Source organism: Streptomyces sp. (genome assembly GCF_031181555.1).
GTDB classification, from domain to species: Bacteria; Actinomycetota; Actinomycetes; order Streptomycetales; family Streptomycetaceae; genus Streptomyces; species Streptomyces fimbriatus.
Genome location: NZ_JAPSKQ010000084.1, coordinates 1 through 21444, shown reverse-complemented (window position 1 = coordinate 21444; position 21444 = coordinate 1). Strand labels below are relative to the sequence as shown.

Genomic DNA, 21444 nt, shown 5'->3' with positions numbered 1-21444 from the left:
CGCTGCCCGGCCGTCCCGGCGGCGCTCAGTCCACCGGCCCGATCAGGTGGGGGATCTCCTGCGTCGCGTACCACAGCAGCTCGTGGTCCTCCGCGCCGTCCACCACGAACCGCGCGTCGTCGTCCCCGCCGTCCGCCGCGGGCAGCGCCTGCGCGGCGGCCGCCACGTCCGCCTCCGCGTCCGCCGCGTCCACGTGCACCGCGGCCGCCTTGGCCAGCGGCACGGTCCCGGCGACCCGCACCTCCCCGAGCGCGGCCGGGTCGAGCCCCCGGTCGGGGTCGGCGGCGGCCGCCTTGTCGGGCACGTCGACGGCGACCACGACCCGGCGCCGGGGCGCACCGGGGTCCGCCGCCAGCAGCCGCAGCGAGGCCAGCGCGGCGCGGCTCAGCGCGGCGTACTCCAGCTCCTCGATGTCGTCGGAGACGTACCACTCGCGCAGCGCGGGCGTCACGGCGTACGCGAGGAGCGGTCCGTCACCCAGCTCGCCCGTCCTGTACGCCTCGGCGAGACCGGGAAGGGTCAGGGGGACGTAGACGCGCATGTCGGCCGCTTTCGTGGTCGGAGGGATCCGCCGGCACCCGGTGAGGGCTGTCGCGCCCGGCCCGGAGAGCCTTCAGGATACGTGCGGGCGTCCCCCATCGGGTCCCTGCCCGCCTCCTCGGCCGCGTCCACTCCCGGCCCGGACGTCACCCGGTGCGCCCGCTCCCGTACGGGGCCGACCGCCCGTCGACCACTCGGATAGGTGAATTTCCCCGCCGGTCCGACCCGCGCTCCGGTTCCTTGCCGCCGCACCGCCCCGCCCCGTACAAGATCCCCAACCACGAAGTTACCGCCCGGTATCACCGCGGCCCCCGGGCCGGCGGCGACGCCCGGGCCCGTTCGAACGGGGTCCCATGAACAAGGTCATGACCAGGGCTCAGCACCGCCCGGCCACCCGCCCCTCCAGCCGCCGCGACTCCCGCCGCCCCGCCGGCACCACCCCGCCCCGCACCCCCGCGGGAACCGCCACCCGCGCCCCGTCCCCCGACGAAGGACGCCCCTCCCCCACCGCCCGGCCCTCACGTCCCACGGACAACCGCCCTCCGTCCACCACCGTCCGGGCGGCCTCCGTCCGGGCCTCCCGGGTGATCTCCGCCCGGGAGGCCGCGCCCCGCGGCCCCGCCCGGACGCCGCACCGGCCCGTCGTCCCCCAGCCCCACCCCACCGACCGCTTCGCCGAGCTGCTCCTCGCCGTCCTGAGCGGGCAGCGGCCCGTCCACGCCATGCTGCGGCACACCGCGGGCCGCGCCTACGACGAGCTGGTCCGGATCGCCGAGCGCGGCCCGCTGCGCACCCGCGGTGCCCGGCCCGTCGTGCGGGACATCGGCTACTTCGTCCCCCGCGAGGGCGCCATCGAGGCGTTCGCCCGGATCGGTGCCGGCGACCGGCTGCGCGCCATGGCGTTCCGGCTGGAGCAGGGCCGGGACCTGCGCTGGCGCTGCACCGCCGTGGAACTGGGCGGCCCCCGCCCGCACCGCGCGGACGGTCGCTGAGCACCCGGACGACGCCCGAGGGCCGGGCACCCTGGGGTGCCCGGCCCTCGGCCTGCCCGGACCGCTCCTCACGGAGCGGCACCGCTCACTTCTTGCGGCGACGCCCGCCCCGCGCCTGCTTGCGGCGCTCCGCACGGGTGAGGCCGTCGGCCTCGGAGCGCACCGGCTCCTCGTCGGTGGCGAAGGCGCCCTCGATGGTGCCGCCCTCGCCGTCCACCGTCGGCGCGGAGAAGTGCAGGTTCCGCCGCTGCGGGGCGTCGAGCCCCTTCGCGCGGATCTCCGGGCGCGCACCCGCCTGCGCGGGCACCGCGTCCCTCTTCTCCAGGTCGGCCACCGGCTTGGCGTCCTCGACCGGGACCTCCTCGACCTGCTGCTCGACCTGGACCTCCAGGTTGAACAGGTAGCCGACGGACTCCTCCTTGATGCCGTCCATCATGGCCTGGAACATGTCGAAGCCCTCGCGCTGGTACTCGACCAGCGGGTCCTTCTGCGCCATCGCGCGCAGGCCGATGCCCTCCTGGAGGTAGTCCATCTCGTAGAGGTGCTCGCGCCACTTGCGGTCCAGGACCGACAGCACGACCCGGCGCTCCAGCTCACGCATGATCTCGGAGCCGAGCTGCGCCTCGCGGGCCTCGTACTGGGCGCGGATGTCGTCCTTGATGGACTCGGAGATGAACTCGGCCGTCAGACCGGCCCGGTCACCGGCCGCCTCCTCGAGCTCCTCGACGCTGACGCTCACCGGGTAGAGCTGCTTGAACGCGCCCCACAGCCGGTCCAGGTCCCAGTCCTCGGGGAAGCCCTCGGCGGTCTCGGCCTGGACGTAGGCGTCGATGGTGTCGTCCATGAAGTGCTGGATCTGCTCGTGCAGGTCCTCGCCCTCCAGGACGCGGCGCCGCTCGCCGTAGATGACCTCGCGCTGGCGGTTGAGGACCTCGTCGTACTTCAGGACGTTCTTGCGGGTCTCGAAGTTCTGCGTCTCGACCTGCGACTGGGCGGAGGCGATCGCGCGCGTGACCATCTTGTTCTCGATGGGCACGTCGTCCGGCACGTTCGCCATCGACATCACGCGTTCGACCATCTGGGCCTTGAACAGCCGCATCAGGTCGTCGCCGAGCGAGAGGTAGAAGCGGGACTCGCCGGGGTCGCCCTGACGGCCGGAACGACCGCGCAGCTGGTTGTCGATGCGCCGCGACTCGTGCCGCTCGGTGCCCAGGACGTAGAGGCCGCCGAGCTTCTCGACCTCCTCCTTCTCGGCCTTCACGGCCTCCTCGGCCCGCTTGAGCGCCTCGGGCAGGGCGTGCGCCCACTCCTCGATGTGCTCCTCGGGGTCGAGGCCGCGCTGGCGCAGCTCCGCCTCGGCGAGGTCCTCGGGGTTGCCGCCGAGCTTGATGTCCGTACCGCGGCCGGCCATGTTCGTGGCCACGGTGACGGCGCCCCTGCGGCCGGCCTGGGCGACGATCTGCGCCTCGCGCTCGTGGTGCTTGGCGTTCAGCACCTCGTGCTGGATGCCGCGCTTGCTGAGCTGCTGCGAGAGGTACTCGGACTTCTCCACCGAGGTGGTGCCGACGAGGATCGGCTGGCCCTTGCGGTGCTTCTCCTCGATGTCGTCGACGACCGCCTCGAACTTGGCGACCTCGGTGCGGTAGATGAGGTCGGACTGGTCCTTGCGGATCATCGGCCGGTTGGTCGGGATGGGCACCACGCCGAGCTTGTAGATCTGGTGGAACTCGGCGGCCTCGGTCATCGCCGTACCGGTCATGCCGGACAGGCCGGGCAGTTCCTTGCCCTCGTGGTCGTGACGCTTGTAGAGGCGGAAGAAGTTCTGGAGCGTGATCGTGGCGAGCGTCTGGTTCTCGTCCTTGATCGGCACCCCTTCCTTCGCCTCGATCGCCTGGTGCATGCCCTCGTTGTAGCGGCGGCCGGCGAGGATACGTCCGGTGTGCTCGTCGACGATCATGACCTCGTCGTCGATGATGACGTAGTCCTTGTCCTTCTTGAAGAGCTCCTTGGCCTTGATGGCGTTGTTCAGGTAGCCCACGAGCGGGGTGTTCACCGACTCGTACAGGTTGTCGATGCCCAGCCAGTCCTCGACCTTGCTGACGCCGGACTCGTGGATGGCGACGGTGCGCTTCTTCTCGTCGACGTCGTAGTCGCCGGTCTCCTCGATGCCCTTGAGCGGGTTGCCGGCCTCGCCGCGCTTGAGGCGCTTGACCAGCTTGGCGAAGTCGCCGTACCACTTGGTGGCCTGGTCGGCCGGGCCGGAGATGATCAGCGGCGTACGGGCCTCGTCGATGAGGATGGAGTCGACCTCGTCGACGATGGCGAAGTTGTGGCCGCGCTGGACGAGTTCGGCCTTGGACCACGCCATGTTGTCGCGCAGGTAGTCGAAGCCGAACTCGTTGTTCGTGCCGTAGGTGATGTCGCAGGCGTACTGCTCGCGGCGCTGGGCCGGCGTCATGTTGGCGAGGATGCAGCCGACGCTCAGGCCCAGGAAGCGGTGGACGCGGCCCATCATCTCGGAGTCGCGCTCGGCCAGGTAGTCGTTGACCGTGATGATGTGGACGCCCTTGCCGGACAGGGCGTTCAGGTACGCCGGCAAGGTGCCGACGAGGGTCTTGCCCTCACCGGTCTTCATCTCGGCCACGTAGCCCATGTGCAGCGCCGCGCCGCCCATGATCTGGACGTCGTAGTGCCGTTGGCCCAGGACGCGCTTGGCGGCCTCGCGGACCGTGGCGTACGCCTCGGGCAGCAGGTCGTCCAGGCTCTCACCGTCGGCGTAGCGCTGCTTGTACTCATCGGTGAGGGCCCGCAGCTCGGCGTCGGAGAGGTCGACGAAGTCCTCTTCGATGGAGTTGACCTGGTCCGCGATGCGGTGCAGCTTGCGCAGGATTTTGCCTTCGCCTGCACGCATGATCTTCGAGAGGACGGACACGGGGGTTGGTCTCCTTGCCGGTCGGGCCTGGGACGGTCGGTTTCCATTTCACTGACTGAGCAACGGCCATCGTATGCGAGGACCCCACCGCGCCGGGAGGCCCGCAGCGACGGTGACCGTCCGCTGCTCCCTATCTGTTTCACGGCTGCTCCGAAAGGCACAACGTCCGGGCCCCTCGAATGGTGCCGTGTCGCCCGGAGAATTGCGCGAAGGGTGATCGCCGGATCACTCGGGGCCACCTGCCTGGCGCCGTTCCCGGCCCGCCCCGCAGAATCGGCCGATGGAACCCGTCACGCTCACCACCGACCGCCTCCTGCTGCGCACGGTCGGGCCGCAGGACACCGACGCGGTGTACGCCGCCTGCCAGGACCCCGACATCCAGCGCTGGACCACGATCCCCTCCCCGTACCTGCCGGAGCACGCGCGGGGCTTCACGGAGCAGATGGCCCCGGGCGGCTGGGCGAACGGCTCGATGTTCACCTTCGGCGTCTTCCTCCCCGCCGGGGACCTCGCGGGCATGCTCGGCATCACCATGCGGTCCCTCGGCGCGGGCGAGATCGGCTTCTGGGGAACGAAGGAGCACCGCGGCAACGGCTACATCACCGAGGCCGTCGTCACCGCCGCCCGCTGGGCGTTCACCCGGATGTCGGTCGACCGCGTGGAGTGGCGCGCGGAGGTGGGCAACCGGCATTCCCGCGCGGTGGCCGAACGCGCGGGCTTCACCGTCGAGGGCACCCTGCGCTCGGCGATCAACAACAAGGGGGTGCTGCGGGACTGCTGGGTGGGCTCCCTCCTCCCGTCCGACCTGGGACTGCCGTCGACGGTGCCGTACCTGCCGGGCCGGGAGTGACGCCGAACCGCCCCCGGTTGTCAGTGCCGCCCTCTATCGTGCGGACGTATGACGACCCTCCCGCGTCCGACCACGGAACTCTCGGCAGACGAGGCCCGCCGCATCGCCCTGCGGGCCCAGGGCTTCCTCGGTGCCCCCGACCGCCGGTCCGGTGTCCGGGGAGTCCTCCGCCGACTGGGTGCGGTGCAGCTCGACACGATCTCGGTCCTGGCCCGCTCCCACGAACTCGTCCCCTACGCCCGCCTGGGCGCCGTGGGCCGCGAGGCCGTCGAGGACGCGTACTGGAAGACGGGCTCCCGGCCGCCGCGCACCTTCGAGTACTGGTCGCACGCCGCGTGCATACTCCCCGTCGAGGAATGGCCCCACTTCGCCTTCCGCCGCCGCGCCTACCGCGGTCGCCCGCACTGGAACCACGAACTCCCCGACGGCGCCTACGAGCAGGTCGTCAAGCAGCTCCGCGCGGAAGGCCCCCTGACGGCCACGGAGCTGGGCGGCGCCAAGCGCACCAGCGAGTGGTGGGACTGGTCCGGCTCCAAGGTCGCCGTCGAGCGCGCCCTGATGTACGGCGAGGTGGTGTGCGTCGAGCGCCGCGGCTGGAAGCGGGTCTACGACCTCGCCGAGCGCGCGATCCCGGAAGCGCTGCTGCACGACGAGCTGGACGACACCGAGTGCCTGCGCCGTCTGGTGGGCCTGGCGGGCCGGTCCCTGGGCGTCGGCACGCGCGCGGACATCGCCGACTACCACCGCCTCAAGGCCGAGCAGGTCGACGCGGTGATCGCCGACTCGGGTCTGGTCCCGGTCACGGTGGAGGGCTGGTCCAAGCCGGCCTGGGCCGATCCGGCGGCCCTCGCCGCACCGCCGCGAGGGCGGCACCGCACGACGCTGCTGTCCCCCTTCGACTCCCTGATCTGGGAGCGGGCGCGCACGGAACGGATCTTCGGCTTCACCCACCGTCTGGAGGCCTACGTCCCCAAGCCGAAGCGGGTGTACGGCTACTTCGCGATGCCCGTGCTCGCCGGCGGCCGGCTCGTCGGCCGGGTCGACCCGGCCCGCGCGGGCCGCACTCTGGTGGCCAAGCAGGTCACGCTGGACGGCCGGAAGGCGGTCCCGGCGGTGGCCCAGGCCCTGGTGGAGGCCGCGAGCTGGGTGGACTGCACGAACGTGCGGGTGGAGCGGGTCGACGCGCCGGAGCTGCGCGAACCGCTCGTCCTGGAGCTCGCCCGCGCCCTCGCCTGACGCCTGCGGCCGCCCGCGAGGCACCGCTCACGGGCCGTCGCCGGGCCACTCACCGGATCTCGAGGATCTTCTCCCGCATCGCGTAGACCACGGCCTCCATCCTGGAGTGCAGCTGAAGCTTCTCCAGGATGTTGCGCACGTGGTTCTTCACGGTGTTCTCGGAGATGAACAGTTCCTTGGCGATGTCGCGGTTGTTCATCCCCGTGGCCACGAGCTTGAGGACTTCGAGTTCCCGGTCCGTCAGCCGGGGCGCGGGCACGAGCCGGCGCTCGTCGGTCCGCTGGATCATCGACTTGAACTCGGTAAGCAGTTTCGACGCCATGGAGGGGCTGATCTGCGACTGTCCGTCGGCCACCGCGCGGATGGCGGTGGCCACCTCGTCCGTGGAGATCTCCTTGAGGAGATAACCGGTCGCGCCCGCCTTGATGGCGTCGTAGAGATCGGCTTCCTCGTCGCTGATCGTCAGCATGATGATCTTCGCGCTGGGGGCCACTTCCTTGATGGAGGTGCACGCCTCGATCCCGCCCCGTTTGGGCATCCGTACGTCCATCAGGATGATGTCGGGCAGCAGGTCGGCGGCCTTCTCCACGGCTTCGGCGCCGTCCCCCGCCTCCCCGACGACCTGGATGTCCTCCTCGGCGGCGAGCACGATCTCCAGCCCGCGGCGGAACAGCGCGTGGTCGTCCACCACAAGGACTCTGATCGGCTCCTTGCGTGGGGAGCCCGCCTCCGGGCCCATGCCGACGACGCCGTCGTCGGCGCCCTCGTCACGCATCGGTCCGAAGCTGTCCGCCATCGTTCCTCCCCCTGAAGGCTGTGGCCTGTGGTCCGGAGCCATCGCCAACCCAAGGCAACGGCCCACCGGTTGAGCCGTTGCAGCCATGATTCCATGCCCGGATGACACCGGGGCGACAGCGTGCGGTGCGAAGAGGTCGCACACCGGTGCCCCTGGGGGCGCACACGCGCACCAGGGGCACCGGCTCCGCTGTCGCCCGGCAGATCAGCCGCCGAGTGTTCCGCCCGCCTCGGGGGAATGCGTCCCGGTGACCATCGTGTCGGTGCTGAGATGGATCACGCCGTAGTCGTAGGCGTGCCGTCGGTAGACGACACTGGGTTCCTTGGTCTCGGAATCGACGAACAGGTAGAAGTCGTGCCCGACCAGCTCCATTTCGTAGAGAGCCTGGTCGAGGGTCATGGGTGCGGCCACGTGGGTCTTCTCGCGGACGACGAGGGGTCCTTCGCCCTGTACTTCCAGGGAGCCGATCTTCTTGGTGGGGACGGCCTCCTGCTCCTCCTCCACGGAGAGCGCGCCGGTCCCGTTGAGTGTCGCCGCGCCGGGGACGTGGTCGGGGACCTCGGCGGCCGAGATCCTGCGCGCACCACGCCGCGAGAAACGCTTGTCGTGCTGCTTGCGCAGCCGCGCGTCCAGCTTTTCCGCTGCCAGGTCGAGCGCCGCGTAGGGGTCACTCGCCGCCGCCTCCGCCCGGATCACCGGACCGCGGGAACGGAGCGTGATCTCCACTCGGTCGCAACGGTCGGCCTGTCGGGGGTTGGGCTCCTTGGACACCTCGACGTCGAGGCTGATCACCTTGCCATCGAGCTTCTGGATCTTCTCCAGCTTCAGCTTCTCGGCCACGTGCTTCCGGAACCGCTCGGGCACCTCGGTCTTGCGGCCCTTGACGACGATGTCCACGCAGAACTCCGTTCCCGGATCACTCCGCTTCGGTGCGGAGCATCTCCCTTTTGCACCAGGTTCCGGTGAGGCCCGGAACCTCGGACTCGGTGACGTCCACCTCCTCCCCCGCAGGCGGGATCTCCAGTCCACCGGCGCGGGTGATTGCGAAAAACCCGCAGCACGGCAATCGGATTCGAGAGGTGTGGCCTGCGGCTTTCCCCTCACAACCGAACATATCTCGCCCGGACGGATGTCGTCACCCTCTACCGCGCCGTACCTCCATTCAGATGAATTAGCCCACTCATTCCCTGCAACGAAACAAGATCTCAGTCAGTTCCGGTTTATTTCGAAAGCGTCCGGTGACGCCGCGACGACAGCCGCGCCCGCCACGTCGACGACCCCGTCGGCGCCGCCCGCGCCCGCTGTCTCCGGCGCCCCATGGGACCACCGGTCCGCCCTCCGTCGAGCCGGTCCGTTCCGCTGTTCTCCTCTGCCTTCCCCTGTCTCACCCCTGTACACGGACGCGGCACCCGAAATGCTCGAAACAGTTCCCGCGTCCGGTCCCGCGCCGGGCTCCGCGCCCGGTTCCGGAGCCCGTGACTCCGCCCGCACCGCGCGTGCGGCCTCCGACAGCGACGCACCGGTCGTCATCAGGTCGTCGACGAGCACGACCGGGCCGCCGGAGAGCAGCCGGCCACAGCCGGGGGCCACCACCAGGGCACCGGCGAGATTGGCCAGCCGCTGCCGGGAGTCCAGCCCCGACTGGTCGGCCACGTGCCGCCGCTGCCGCAGCGCGGGAAGCACCCGGGCGGGTACCCCTTCCCGCCGCAACGCACTCGCCGCCGCGAACGCGATCCGCCGAGCGGGATCGTGTCCCCGCGCCCGCACGGCCCGTCGCGCGGACGGCACGGGGACGAGCAGCACAGCGCCCGGAACGTGGTACGGCCCTCCGGCCCCGCGTCCGTACGGCGCCCGGTCCACCGCCGCCGCTCCCCGTGACCCCGCCGTGCGCAGCCCCGCCCGCACCGCTCCCGCCAGGGCCTCGCCCAGCGGTCCGGCAAGGGCCAGGACACCCCGTTCCTTGTGCGCCAGCACCGCGGCACGCACCTCGTCCGCGTACCGGGCCGCCGCGTGCACCGGAGGCAGCCCGGCCGGCTCCGGGACCGGTCGGACCCGGCGCGGCGCGGCGCCGCTCAACGCCTCACGGCACCGGGCGCAGAGCACCGTACGAGGCCTGCCGCACCCGCCGCACTCGGCCGGGAGCACCAGGTCGGTGAGGTCCTGCCACCATCCCCGCACGGCCCCACTGTGCCAACGCCCGGCGGGCCCGGCCACCCCTGTGGAAAACTCCGCCCGGAACAGGCCGTCCGCGGCGGATCCGGCCGCTCGTCCCGTGGACCGCTCACCCCGGGTAGACGGGCGCCGTCCCCTCCGTCACCTTCTGCCACTGCGCCCCCGAGGGCAGCCGGACGATCCCGTCCACGGAGTACGCCACCAGCGGCGTCTGTTCGTCCGCCGATGCGGTGACGTCCTTGACGCCGGTCAGGGCGGCGGGCGGCGGCACGTCCGGTGTGGAGCCGTCGACCTCGACGTACTTCATCTGCTCCACGCCCCCCTGCTCGCGTCCGACCACCACGAGCCGACTGTCCCCGGTCCAGGACATGGCCGTGACCTGCTCCAGCTCGGGCGTCGCGGAACGCAGTTCCACCACGGTGACCGCCGTCCGCCCGCCGGTCCCGCCGTCCGGACCGCTCCGTTCGATCCGCCCGATCAGCAGGGACCGCCGGTCGCCCTTCTCCACGACGAGCGCGATCCGCACCCCGTCGGCGGCCACCCGCACCTCCTGCACCCGGCCGTCCAGGCCCGGAGTCCGTACCGGCAGCGGCTCCCCCTCGCCCTCCGGCAGCAGGTACAGCCGCGGATTCCCGGGGTCCCGGTCGGCCACCCACAGGCCGCCCTGAGCGTCCCAGCTCGGCGCGGTCAGCCGGTCCTTCTCGGTCTTCCCCTGGCTGCGCAGCACGGGCTCGCCGAGCGGACCGCCCGACACCAGCGGGGCCACGTACAGCGACGTGCCGTCGATGGTGACCCCGGCCGCGGTGCGCTCGTCCCGCGCGACCGCCACCGAACGCAGCGCCTTGTCGCCCTCGCCCAGCGCCCCCGGCACCGGTTCCGGCTCCGGTTCCGACTGGGGGTCGCTGCTGCCCGCGGCGATCCGCACGAGCCGGTGCTTGCCGTCGACGAAGTACAGGTGGTCGGGCCGGTGCAGCGCGCCCCGGGTGGCCACGGTCTCGGCGCCCTCCTGGGTGAGCGAGCACAGCTGCTCACCGCCGGCCCGCAGCTCGACCTCCTCCACCACCGGGCTGAGATTGCGCAGCGTGAACAGCAGCTGGGCCGCCATCTCCTCGCACCGGCCGGTGCCGACCCCGGCCGCCTTGTCGTTGAGCGGAACGGTCAGCCTGCCCCGGTCGTCCGCCGTCAGCGAGCCGGCGCCCTTCCGCAGGGTCGTACCCGTGGGGAAGCTCGACCTGACGACGGGGTCCAGCCAGGTCGTGGGTCCGTCGAGGAGGGAGCGCACCATCCGGGTCGTGGGGTCCACATGGCTGCGCACGTAGACGGGGTCGGCGACCGCCGACGGCGGTGCGCCCGCGTCGGCCCCCTCGGTGTTCGAGGCGAAGTAGTACTTGTTGACGGACATGTAGTTGCGCTGGAAGTCCGACTTGCCCATGACGACGCCCTGCGGCACCGCGTCGATGCGCCACTGACCGTCCTTCGTGTCCTTCGTGAGGCGCACGAGCTTGCTGTAGGGGCCGGTGGCGGGCGTGTACGCCTGCTGGGCGTCCACCGTGGCGACCTTGGTGCCGGACAGCGTGTAGGTGAGGGAGTCGGCGTCCTCCCGGCCCGAAGGGTCGGCGTAGGCCTCCGGCCCGTCCGACAGCACCGTGGTGGACAGTTCCGGCTGCCAGGTCTTCGCCGCCTGCGGGGTCAGGTACTGGCGCGCGGTCTTGTAGTCGGGGTCGTCGCTGGTCAGCGCCTCCAGGAAGCCCTGCACGATCTGCGGGGGCGTGGCGTCCTCACCCGGTGGCATGGCGAACACCCGGACCTGCGGGTCCTGCCGCGGCGTGGACTCGACGCCCCTCAGGCCCCCGCTGTCGGGCATCGAGGCGCACCCGGCCAGCAGGACGACCCCGCCGGCGGCGTACGCCACCGTCCGCACCGGCGTCCTCCGGCCGCGCCCAACGCGCTCACCGCCCACGCGAAGCCTCCCCATCCCTGTGCGCGCCTCGCGCCGCTCTCCTGCCACCGCGATCTCCGGCACCGGTGCCGGCCCCTGAACCCCGCGGCTCCCCGGATCCGGCGGCGCCCTCGGTCCCGTCCGACCGTCCCGCGGTCCCGCCGTGACCGTCGTCCGGCCGCCGCGCGGACCGTGCCTCGGGACCCTCCGCCGCCCCCTCGCCCTGCCGTCGCGTCAGCGGGGCGGGCCGGGCCACCACGCGCGCGCCGTTGCCGGGCAGTGCCGTGGGGTCGGCCGTGGGTGCCGCGGTCGCCGGCCTCGGGGCGAACGGGTCCCCGACGGCCCGCGCGTCGGAGCCGGCCTGCTGCGCCGGCACCGTGGCACGCTTCCCCCCGTCGCCGCTGCCGCCGTCGCGCGGCGGACCGGCGCCGTCCAGTCCGCGGTTGCGCCGCGAGTCCTTGGGCTCCAGGGGTATCGGTGATCCCCTCAGCGGCTCGTCCGCCGTCCTCGGCAGCGTCAGCCGGAACTGCGAGCCGCCGCCCGGCTCGCCCCACGCCTGGAGCCAGCCGCCGTGCAGCCGCGCGTCCTCCAGGGCGATGGACAGTCCCAGTCCCGTGCCCCCGGTGGTACGCGCGCGTGCCGGGTCGGCCCGCCAGAAGCGGCTGAAGACCCGGGTCGCCTCGCCCGGCTTGAGCCCCACGCCGTAGTCGCGCACCGCGACCGCGACCGCTCCGCCCGCCGCGGCGAGCTTGACGACGACGTCCTTGCCCTCGCCGTGCTCCACGGCGTTGACGACGAGGTTGCGCAGCACGCGCTCCACGCGCCGCGCGTCGGCCTCGGCGACGACGGGCTGCTGGTCGCCGACGACCTTTATCCGCGAGCCCTTGCGCTCGGCGAGCGGCTCCGCCCCGCTGACCACGCGCCGCACGACCTCGCGCAGGTCTATCGCCTCCGCCTCCAGCGCCGCCGCGCCCGCGTCGAACCGGCTGATCTCCAGCAGGTCCGCGAGCAGCGACTCGAACCGGTCCAGCTGGTCGGCGAGCAGCTCGGCCGAGCGCGCGGTCACCGGGTCGAAGTCCTCGCGCGCCTCGTGGATGACGTCCGCGGCCATCCGCACGGTCGTCAGCGGCGTACGCAGCTCGTGGGACACGTCCGACACGAACCGGCGCTGCATCCGCGACAGGTCCTCCAGCTGGTTGATCTTCAGCTGCAGGTTCTGGGCCATCTTGTTGAAGGCCTCGCCGAGCCGCGCGATGTCGTCCTCGCCGGTGACCTTCATGCGTTCCTGGAGCCGTCCGGCGGACAGCCGCTCGGCGATCCCGGCCGCCATCCGCACCGGCGTGACGACCTGCCGCACCACGAGCCAGGCGATCGCCCCGAGCAGGACGACGACGAACAGCCCCGCCGTCGCCAGCGTGCCCTTGACCAGGCTCAGCGACTTCTCCTCCTGCGTGAGCGGGAAGAGGTAGTACAGCTGGTACGGGTCACCGTTGGGGTCGTTGACCTGCTTGCCGATGACCAGTCCGGGCTGGGAGTCCGCACCGCTGTCGTAGATGATGCGGGTGTAGCTCTGAGCCGCCGTGGTGCTGGTGCTGATCTGCTCCCGCAGCGCCTCGGGCACGCTGGCCGTCGCGATGACCTCCCCGGAGGCACGCGGTCCGCGCCCGCCGCCGCTGTCGTCGCCCACGGGCAGGGTCACCACGTCGAAGGCGCCCTGGCCGCCGCTGGAGAGCGACTCGACGAGATCGCTCATCCACTGGATGACGCTCGTCGAACCCTCCCCGTTCACGGCGGTGCGGTCGTCGCCGGTGGCGCTCGCCGCCTCGTCGGCCTTCTGCTTGGCCACGGCGAACCCGCCGGTGGCCTGGCTCTGGGAGGCCTTCACCTTGGCGTCCAGCAGGCCGTTGCGCACCTGTTCGATGACGACGAAGCCCAGCAGCAGGACCACGCCCAGCGACATCAGCAGCGTCGTGACGACGACCTTGAGCTGGATGTTGCGCCGCCACAGCCGCATGACGGGCAGCAGGGGCCGGCGCACCCAGCGCACGAACAGGCGGATCACCGGGCTGCCGTGGACCCCGCCCCGCAGCAGTCCGCCCTCCAGCAGGCGTCCCCAGCGGGAGCCCGCCTTCTTCCGGCCGACAGGCCGCTCCGGACGGCGCCCGGACCGGCCGGGCACCGAAGCGGCGCTGTCCCCGGGCATGTCAGCTCGGTCCTGCCTTGTACCCGACACCACGGACGGTCACCACGATCTCCGGCTTCTCCGGGTCCTTCTCGACCTTGGAGCGCAGCCGCTGGACGTGCACGTTCACCAGCCGGGTGTCGGCCGCGTGGCGGTAACCCCAGACCTGCTCGAGCAGCACCTCGCGCGTGAACACCTGCCACGGCTTGCGGGCCAGCGCGACCAGCAGGTCGAACTCCAGCGGCGTCAGCGCGATCGACTGCCCGTCCCGCTTCACGGAGTGCCCGGCCACGTCGATCACCAGGTCGCCGATGGCGAGCTGCTCCGGCGCCGGCTCCTCCGACCTGCGCAGCCGCGCCCGGATACGGGCCACCAGCTCCTTCGGCTTGAACGGCTTCACGATGTAGTCGTCGGCCCCGGACTCCAGGCCCACCACGACATCGACGGTGTCGCTCTTGGCCGTGAGCATCACGATCGGCACCCCGGACTCCGCCCTGATCAGGCGGCACACCTCGATGCCGTCCCGACCGGGCAGCATCAGGTCCAGGAGCACCAGATCGGGCTTGGTCTCACGGAAAGCGGCCAGCGCCTTGTCGCCGTCGGCTACGAAAGACGGCTCAAAACCCTCACCACGCAGCACGATGCCGAGCATCTCGGCCAGTGCGCTGTCGTCGTCGACGACAAGGACTCGTCCCTTCATAAACGACATCATCCCATTAGCTAATCGTTACCTGGCGTGACCTGGCACACAGCTCGGCCAGAGCATCGGCTGTCACGGGCGAAACCGCACCCTCTTCGGTGACGATCGCCGTCACCAGCTCTGGTGGTGTCACGTCGAACGCCGGGTTGTACGCCTGGGTCCCCAGGGGCGCCACCGGAATCCCGCCTCCCGCTTCCAGTCCGACCACCGGCACCTGCGGTGCCGTGATCTCGGTCACCTCATGTCCGGGGCGCTGCTCGACCTCGATGGATGCCCCGTCCGGCGTCTGAGGATCCACTGTCGTCACCGGTGCCACCACGATGAACGGCACGTGGTGGTACCGCGCGAGCACCGCGAGCGGATAGCTCCCCACCTTGTTCGCCACCGAACCGTCGGCCGCGATGCGGTCCGCCCCGACGAGCACCGCGTCCACCTCACCCGCCGCGAACAGCGATCCCGCCGCGTTGTCGGTGAGCAGGGTGTACGCCATGCCGCTGCGGGCCGCCTCGTATGCCGTCAGGCGAGCACCTTGCAGCAACGGACGCGTTTCGTCCACCCACAGGCGCCTGAGCCGGCCCGCCCGGTGCGCCGCCAGCGCCACCGCGAACGCCGTCCCCTCGCCGCCCGACACCAGCGAACCGGTGTTGCAGTGCGTGAGGATCCGGTGCCCGCCGCCGGGCAGCAGTTCGTCCAGCAGCGCCAGCCCGTGCTCGGCCATCCGGGCGCTGGCCTCGGTGTCCTCCCGGTGCAGCTGCCGTGCCGCCGCCAGTGCGGCCCCGGCCGCCTGCCTGGGGTCGCCGGTGCGGGCGAGGGCGGCCTGATGGGCCGCGTGCGCCCGGCGTACCCCGACGGCCAGGTTCACCGCGGTCGGGCGGGCGCTCTCCAGCGCCGCCGCCGCGTCGTCCACGTCGAACCCCCGCACCGCGGCCAGTGCGACGCCGTACGCCCCCGCGATGCCCAGCAGGGGAGCCCCGCGCACGGCGAGCGAGCGGATCGCCTCCACCAGCGCCGGCGCGTCCGTGCAGACGAGCTCGACCTCCTCGGCCGGCAGCCTCGTCTGGTCGAGCAGGACCAGAACGGGACCTTCGGGTGGTTCTTCCCAGCGCAGTGCCGGGATCTCGGTCGGCCGCTTGTTGTCGCTGTGCGCGTACTGATCAGCCATGCGGCCAGTCTGCCCCCTATCGCGCGGACAATTGAAGGTATGCGGCCCTCACCTCGGCAACTCCGTGAACGACCACCCCATGGCACGATGGCTGCCAACCTGCCGCCGCGACCGCGGACGGGCACCGTGAAGGAGCGACGATGAACGACACTCCGGGCTGGGCATCGCCCGGATCCGCCCCGTCCGACGGGCAGGAGCCGGCCGCGACCGGACCTGCCGAGCCCGCCGACCGCCCGAACCCCGAGCAGCCCGACCGGCCACAGCAGCCGGAACAACCGGGCGGGACGCCCCAGGGCCCGGGCGTGAAGTGGTCGAAGGAACAGCCACCGCCCAGCCAGTGGTCCGCGCCCACCGGCCCGGGCCAGGCTCCCCCGCCCCCGCCGCCGGGCCCGGGCTGGGGCACCCCGCCCCCCGGCGCCCCAGGAGGTCCCGGCGGTTACGGCGGCCCCGGCGGGCACGGTTCCTGGGGAGGCGGCTGGGGCGGCGGCTGGGGCGGTCCCCCGCCCGCGGCCAAGCCCGGTGTGATCCCGCTCCGCCCGCTCGGCGTGGGCGAGATCCTCGACGGCGCGGTCTCCACCATGCGCACCTACTGGCGCACGGTGCTCGGCATCTCCCTGACCGTCGCCGTCCTCACCGAGATCGTCGTCGTCCTGCTCCAAGGGCTCGTCCTGGACAGTTCCAGCACCGAGGTCCTCAACGACCCCAGCGCCACCCTCGGCGAGCTGACCAACGCCCTGGGCGACGCCCTGCTCAACTCCGGGGTGGTCTTCCTGATCACCCTGGTCGGCACCGTCGTCGCCACCGCCCTGCTCACGACCGTCACCAGCCGCGCGGTGCTCGGCAAGCCGGTCACCACCGGCGAGGCCTGGCGCGACGCCCGCCCCCAGGTCCTGAAGCTGTTCGGCCTGATCTGCCTGCTGCTGCTCATCACCGCGGGCGTCGTCACCGTGGGGGCGCTGCCCGGCCTCCTCGTGACCGTGGCGGGGGGCGCCGAAGCAGGTGTCGCGCTCACCGTCCTGGGCGTCATCGGCGCCGGCGTGGCCGCCCTGTGGCTGATGATCCGCTTCTCGCTCTCCTCCCCCACGCTGATGCTGGAGAAGCAGGGCATCCTGAAGGCGATGAGCCGCTCCGCGAAGCTGGTGCGCGGCTCCTGGTGGCGGGTCTTCGGCATCCAGCTGCTCGCGACGATCATCGCGAACGTCGTCGCGTCGATCATCGTCATCCCGTTCACCTTCCTCGCCGCGGCCCTCAGCGGCGACGGCGTCACCGGCTTCCTCAACAGCGCCGGCGGTGACATCGGCTGGACGTTCCTCGTCATCAGCGGAATCGGCTCGGTCATCGGCGCCATGATCACGTTCCCGATCACGGCCGGCGTGACCGTGCTCCTCTACGTCGACCAGCGCATCCGCCGCGAGGCCCTCGACCTCGAACTGGCCCGCGCCGCAGGCGTCCAGGGCCACGGCCCCGGCGCCACCCCGGGGGGCTGATGCGGTGACCGCCACGGGGGGAGTTCTCGCACCGGTACAGGCACTGCCGGCCGCCGCCGACACCGCCGTACGCGTACTGCTGCGCGGCGACGACGAGCCGCCCATCACCCTCCCGCGTGACCCCGCGCGGGAGGCGGCCCGGCGCGAGCTGTCCAAGCGCATGTACCACGAGAACGACCCCAGCTGGTTCCAGCGGGCCCTGGACGCCTTCTGGGAGTGGGTCGGCAAACTGTTCGAGACCGCCTCCACCGCGACACCCGGCGGCACGCTCGGCCTGGTCGTCATCATCGCGGCCGTGGTCGCCGTCCTGGGCGCCCTGTGGTGGCGCCTGGGCACCCCCCGACGACGACCGACCTCGGTGCCCGCGCTGTTCGACGACCGCCCCCGCAGCGCCGCCGAACACCGCGCGGCGGCCGAGGCGCACGCCGCCCAGGGCCACTGGAACCGGGCCGTGCAGGAACGCATGCGGGCCATCGTCCGCGCCCTGGAGGAACGCGCCCTGCTCGACATCCGCCCCGGCCGCACCGCCGACGAGGCCGCCGCGGAGGCCGGCCGCGCCCTGCCCGCCCACACCGGCCCCCTGCACGCCGCCGCCCGCTCCTTCGACGACGTGACATACGGCGGCCGGGCGGCGACGGAACAGTCGTACCGGCGCATCGCCGAACTCGACCGCGACCTGGAACGCGCCAAACCGCAGCTCACGAGCAGCAGCACGACGCAGAACGCCGACCACAACGCCCGCCGGGGGGCCGCCGGATGACGACCGAGGTCACGCTCCCGTCCACCTCGGCCTCGCCCACCGCCCGCCAGGTGTGGACCCGCGCACGAGGCATCGTCCTCGCGCTGGTGCTGCTGATCGCGGCGGCCGTGGCGATCGCCGTGGTCCGCTCCGACGCCCGCCACGGCGAACTCGACCCGCGCTCGGCCGACCCCTACGGAAGCCGCGCCGTCGCCGAACTCCTGGCCGACCGCGGCGTGGACACGCGCGTGGTCACCACCCTCGACGAGGCAGCCGCCGCGGCCTCCCCCGACACCACCCTCCTGGTCGCCGTCCCCGACCTCCTGACCCGGACTCAGCAGACCCGGCTGCACTCCGCGACCGCCGACTCCGGCGGCCGCACCGTCCTCGTCTCCTCCGGCAGCGCCTCCGTCGAGCGGCTCGCCCCCGGTGTCATCGCCGACCCGGCCACCAGCCTCGACTCCGCCCTCTCCCCCGACTGCGACCTGCCCGCGGCCCGCCGCGCCGGCACCGCCGACACGGGCGGCATCCGCTACACCACCACCCACCTCACCGCCGACGAGTGCTACCCCAGCGAGCGCCTGGCCACCCTGCTGCGCATCCCCGCTCCCTCCGGGAACGGCGACACCGTCCTCCTCGGCGCGCCCGACATCCTCCTCAACGACCGCCTCGACGAGCACGGCAACGCCTCGCTCGCCCTCCAACTCCTCGGATCCCGCCCTCATCTGGTCTGGTACCTCCCCTCGCTCGCCGACGCCTCCGCCGCCTCCGAGGAGGGCGAGCGCGACTTCTTCGACCTGCTCCCCTCCGGCTGGCTCTGGGGCACCCTGCAGCTCTTCATCGCGGCAGCACTGGCCGCCCTGTGGCGGGCACGCCGACTGGGCCCCCTGGTGCCCGAAAAACTCCCCGTGGCGATCCGCGCCTCCGAGACCGTCGAAGGCCGCGCCCGTCTCTACCGCAAGGCGAACGCCCGCGACCGCGCGGCCGCCGCTCTTCGCTCCACCACCCGCACGCGCCTCGCCCCCCTCGTAGGCGTCCCCACGGCCCAGGCGCACGCGCCCGAAGCCCTGCTCCCCGCGCTGTCCGCCCGCCTCCAGGGCGACGGACAGTCCCTGCACGCTCTCCTGTTCGGCCCGCCGCCAGGCGACGACGCAGCCCTCATCTCCCTCGCCGACCGACTCGACGCCCTCGAAAGAGAGGTACGCCGTCCATGATGGACCCGACCACTGACAACGCCGCGCACACCGGGGACCCGGCCGCCGCCCGGGCCTCCCTGGAAGCCCTGCGCGCCGAGATCGCCAAAGCCGTGGTCGGCCAGGACCCCGCCGTCACCGGCCTCGTCGTCGCCCTGCTCTGCCGCGGCCACGTCCTCCTCGAAGGCGTCCCCGGCGTCGCCAAGACCCTCCTCGTCCGCGCCCTCGCCGCCGCCCTCCGACTCGACACCAAGCGCGTCCAGTTCACCCCCGATCTGATGCCGAGCGACGTCACCGGCTCCCTGGTCTACGACGCCCGCACCGCCGAGTTCTCCTTCCAGCCCGGCCCGGTCTTCACCAACCTCCTGCTCGCGGACGAGATCAACCGCACGCCCCCGAAGACCCAGTCGTCCCTGCTCGAGGCCATGGAGGAACGCCAGGTCACGGTCGACGGCACCCCCCGCCCCCTCCCCGATCCCTTCCTGGTCGCCGCGACCCAGAACCCCGTCGAGTACGAGGGCACGTACCCCCTCCCCGAAGCGCAGCTGGACCGCTTCCTCCTCAAACTCACCATCCCCCTCCCCTCCCGCCAGGACGAGATCGACGTCCTCACCCGCCACGCCGGGGGCTTCAACCCGCGCGACCTGCGCGCCGCCGGCGTACGCCCCGTCGCAAGCGCCGCCGACCTGGAGGCCGCCCGCCTCGCGGTCGCCGGGACGACGGTCTCCCCCGAGATCACCGCCTACGTGGTGGACATCTGCCGCGCCACCCGCGAGTCGCCCTCCCTCACCCTCGGTGTCTCGCCCCGGGGCGCCACCGCCCTGCTCGCCACCGCACGCGCCTGGGCCTGGCTGACGGGCCGCGACTACGTCATCCCCGACGACGTGAAGGCCCTCGCCCTGCCCACCCTCCGTCACCGCGTCCAGCTCCGCCCGGAGGCCGAGATGGAAGGCGTCACGACCGACTCGGTCATCAACGCGATCCTCGCCCACGTCCCGGTCCCCCGCTGATGGCCCCCACCGGACGCGCCGCCCTCATCGCGGCACTCGGCTCCCTCCCCGTCGGCTTCTGGGAACCCGGCTGGACGGGCATCCTCGCCGTCAACGCCCCCCTCGCGGTGGCCTGCGCCTGCGACTTCGCCCTGGCCGCCCCCGTGCGCCACCTCGGCCTGACCCGCTCCGGCGACACCTCCGTACGCCTGGGCGACAGCGCCCATGTCACCCTGACGATCACCAACCCGTCCCGCCGTCCGCTCCGCGCCCGCGTCCGAGACGCCTGGCCCCCCAGCAGCTGGCAGCCCGGCACGGAGACGACGGCCTCCCGCCACCGCCTGCAGGTCCCCCCGGGGGAACGCCGCCGCATCACCACTCGCCTGCGCCCCGCCCGCCGGGGCGACCGCCGGGCCGACCGCGTCACCATCCGCTCCTACGGCCCGCTCGGCCTCTTCGCCCGCCAGGGCACCCACAAGGTCCCCTGGACGGTACGTGTCCTCCCCCCGTTCACCAGCCGCAAGCACCTGCCGTCCAAACTGGCCCGGCTGCGCGAACTGGACGGCCGCACCAGCGTGCTGACCCGCGGCGAGGGCACGGAGTTCGACAGTCTGCGCGAGTACGTTCCCGGCGACGACACCCGCTCCATCGACTGGCGTGCCACAGCTCGCCAGTCCACCGTCGCCGTCCGCACCTGGCGCCCCGAACGCGACCGGCACATCCTGCTGGTCCTCGACACCGGCCGCACCTCCGCGGGCCGGGTCGGCGACGCCCCCCGTCTGGACGCCTCCATGGACGCGGCCCTGCTCCTGGCAGCCCTCGCCTCCCGCGCCGGCGACCGCGTCGACCTCCTGGCCTACGACCGCCGCCTGCGCGCCCTGGTCCAGGGCCGCACCGCAGGCGATGTCCTCCCGTCCCTGGTCAACGCCATGGCCACGCTCGAGCCCGAGCTCGTCGAAACCGACGCCCGGGGCCTGACGGCCACGGCTCTCCGTACGGCGCCCCGCCGCTCCCTGATCGTGCTGCTCACGACGCTCGACGCGGCCCCCATCGAAGAGGGCCTGCTGCCTGTCCTGCCTCAGCTGACCCAGCGCCACACGGTGCTTCTGGCCTCAGTGGCAGACCCGCACATCGCACGGATGGCAAAGGCCCGTGGAAACACCGACGCCGTGTACGAAGCAGCCGCTGCTGCCCAGGCCCACTCCGAGCGCGACCGTACAGCGGAACAACTCCGCCGCCACGGCGTCACGGTGGTGGACGCGACCCCTGACGAACTGGCGCCGGCACTCGCAGACGCGTATCTGGCCTTGAAGACAGCCGGACGCCTGTAATTCGTGCGCCGGGGGAAGGGAGACCCCTTAAACGCAGAAATCCCCCGTGCCGAACGGCACGGGGGATTTCTTCAATAATTGTTCGGCGGCGTCCTACTCTCCCACAGGGTCCCCCCTGCAGTACCATCGGCGCTGTAAGGCTTAGCTTCCGGGTTCGGAATGTAACCGGGCGTTTCCCCTACGCTATGACCACCGAAACCCTAA

The 21444-nt window shown here is 72.4% G+C and carries 17 protein-coding genes and 1 rRNA gene; 8 read left to right on the top strand and 10 right to left on the bottom strand.

Going from position 1 to position 21444, the window contains the following annotated elements:
- Nucleotides 1–25: 25 nt before the first annotated feature.
- Nucleotides 26–541 (bottom strand): DUF6912 family protein, encoded by a 516-nt coding sequence (locus RIM90_RS18335; RefSeq protein ID WP_309061791.1) that lies wholly within the window; start codon nucleotides 539–541, stop codon nucleotides 26–28.
- Between the two features lie 352 nt (nucleotides 542–893).
- On the opposite strand from RIM90_RS18335, the gene RIM90_RS18330 reads away from it, so the two are divergent.
- Nucleotides 894–1532: an Rv3235 family protein gene (locus RIM90_RS18330; protein ID WP_309061790.1), complete on the top strand. Its 639-nt coding sequence runs from the start codon at nucleotides 894–896 to the stop codon at nucleotides 1530–1532.
- A gap of 85 nt (nucleotides 1533–1617) precedes the next feature.
- Here the strand turns inward: RIM90_RS18330 and secA are convergent, their stop codons facing one another.
- Nucleotides 1618–4464, bottom strand: a complete 2847-nt coding sequence (secA, locus tag RIM90_RS18325) for a preprotein translocase subunit SecA (protein WP_309061789.1) — start codon at nucleotides 4462–4464, stop codon at nucleotides 1618–1620.
- A gap of 280 nt (nucleotides 4465–4744) precedes the next feature.
- Between secA and RIM90_RS18320 the strand changes: the two genes are divergently transcribed.
- Both RIM90_RS18320 and RIM90_RS18315 read left to right on the top strand, forming a co-directional pair.
- Nucleotides 4745–5314: a GNAT family N-acetyltransferase gene (locus RIM90_RS18320; RefSeq protein ID WP_309061788.1), complete on the top strand. Its 570-nt coding sequence runs from the start codon at nucleotides 4745–4747 to the stop codon at nucleotides 5312–5314.
- Between the two features lie 48 nt (nucleotides 5315–5362).
- Nucleotides 5363–6550 carry a DNA glycosylase AlkZ-like family protein gene (locus tag RIM90_RS18315; protein ID WP_309061787.1) on the top strand — a complete coding sequence of 396 codons (1188 nt, stop codon included), beginning with the start codon at nucleotides 5363–5365 and terminating at the stop codon, nucleotides 6548–6550.
- Between the two features lie 49 nt (nucleotides 6551–6599).
- Here RIM90_RS18315 and RIM90_RS18310 read toward each other — a convergent pair whose 3' ends face one another.
- The 7 genes from RIM90_RS18310 to mtnA form a co-directional block, all read right to left on the bottom strand.
- Complete coding sequence (locus RIM90_RS18310; RefSeq protein ID WP_309061786.1) at nucleotides 6600–7346, bottom strand: response regulator transcription factor; 747 nt, start codon at nucleotides 7344–7346, stop codon at nucleotides 6600–6602.
- 204 nt (nucleotides 7347–7550) lie between these two features.
- Entirely contained in the window at nucleotides 7551–8243 is a 693-nt protein-coding gene (hpf, locus tag RIM90_RS18305; protein WP_309061785.1) for a ribosome hibernation-promoting factor, HPF/YfiA family, read from the bottom strand.
- A 312-nt stretch (nucleotides 8244–8555) separates the two neighbouring features.
- Nucleotides 8556–9524: a ComF family protein gene (locus RIM90_RS18300; protein WP_309061784.1), complete on the bottom strand. Its 969-nt coding sequence runs from the start codon at nucleotides 9522–9524 to the stop codon at nucleotides 8556–8558.
- A 103-nt stretch (nucleotides 9525–9627) separates the two neighbouring features.
- Complete coding sequence (locus RIM90_RS18295; RefSeq protein WP_309061783.1) at nucleotides 9628–11478, bottom strand: LpqB family beta-propeller domain-containing protein; 1851 nt, start codon at nucleotides 11476–11478, stop codon at nucleotides 9628–9630.
- Nucleotides 11468–13660, bottom strand: a complete 2193-nt coding sequence (mtrB, locus tag RIM90_RS18290; RefSeq protein ID WP_309061782.1) for an MtrAB system histidine kinase MtrB — start codon at nucleotides 13658–13660, stop codon at nucleotides 11468–11470. The genes RIM90_RS18295 and mtrB overlap by 11 nt, the downstream gene beginning before the upstream one ends.
- Before the next feature lies 1 nt (nucleotide 13661).
- Nucleotides 13662–14351 (bottom strand): two-component system response regulator MtrA, encoded by a 690-nt coding sequence (mtrA, locus tag RIM90_RS18285; protein ID WP_004987303.1) that lies wholly within the window; start codon nucleotides 14349–14351, stop codon nucleotides 13662–13664.
- A gap of 4 nt (nucleotides 14352–14355) precedes the next feature.
- Complete coding sequence (gene mtnA / locus RIM90_RS18280) at nucleotides 14356–15501, bottom strand: S-methyl-5-thioribose-1-phosphate isomerase (protein WP_309061781.1); 1146 nt, start codon at nucleotides 15499–15501, stop codon at nucleotides 14356–14358.
- A gap of 140 nt (nucleotides 15502–15641) precedes the next feature.
- Between mtnA and RIM90_RS18275 the strand changes: the two genes are divergently transcribed.
- The 5 genes from RIM90_RS18275 to RIM90_RS18255 are packed head-to-tail and all read left to right on the top strand — an operon-like array spanning nucleotide 15642 to nucleotide 21240.
- Nucleotides 15642–16988 (top strand): glycerophosphoryl diester phosphodiesterase membrane domain-containing protein, encoded by a 1347-nt coding sequence (locus RIM90_RS18275; protein WP_309061780.1) that lies wholly within the window; start codon nucleotides 15642–15644, stop codon nucleotides 16986–16988.
- A 4-nt stretch (nucleotides 16989–16992) separates the two neighbouring features.
- Nucleotides 16993–17748, top strand: a complete 756-nt coding sequence (locus RIM90_RS18270; RefSeq protein ID WP_375165474.1) for a DUF4129 domain-containing protein — start codon at nucleotides 16993–16995, stop codon at nucleotides 17746–17748.
- A complete protein-coding gene (locus tag RIM90_RS18265) occupies nucleotides 17745–18941 on the top strand; it encodes a DUF4350 domain-containing protein (protein ID WP_309061779.1) in 1197 nt (398 codons plus the stop codon). The genes RIM90_RS18270 and RIM90_RS18265 overlap by 4 nt, the downstream gene beginning before the upstream one ends.
- The gene (locus RIM90_RS18260) at nucleotides 18941–19930 is read left to right on the top strand and encodes a MoxR family ATPase (protein ID WP_309061778.1); all 990 of its coding nucleotides are present in this window, start codon (nucleotides 18941–18943) and stop codon (nucleotides 19928–19930) included. The genes RIM90_RS18265 and RIM90_RS18260 overlap by 1 nt, the downstream gene beginning before the upstream one ends.
- On the top strand, nucleotides 19930–21240 hold the full coding sequence (locus RIM90_RS18255; protein WP_309061777.1) for a DUF58 domain-containing protein: 1311 nt from the start codon (nucleotides 19930–19932) through the stop codon (nucleotides 21238–21240). The genes RIM90_RS18260 and RIM90_RS18255 overlap by 1 nt, the downstream gene beginning before the upstream one ends.
- Nucleotides 21241–21320: 80 nt before the next feature.
- Here RIM90_RS18255 and rrf read toward each other — a convergent pair.
- Nucleotides 21321–21437 (bottom strand): 5S ribosomal RNA (gene rrf / locus RIM90_RS18250).
- Between the last annotated feature and the right edge of the window lie 7 nt (nucleotides 21438–21444).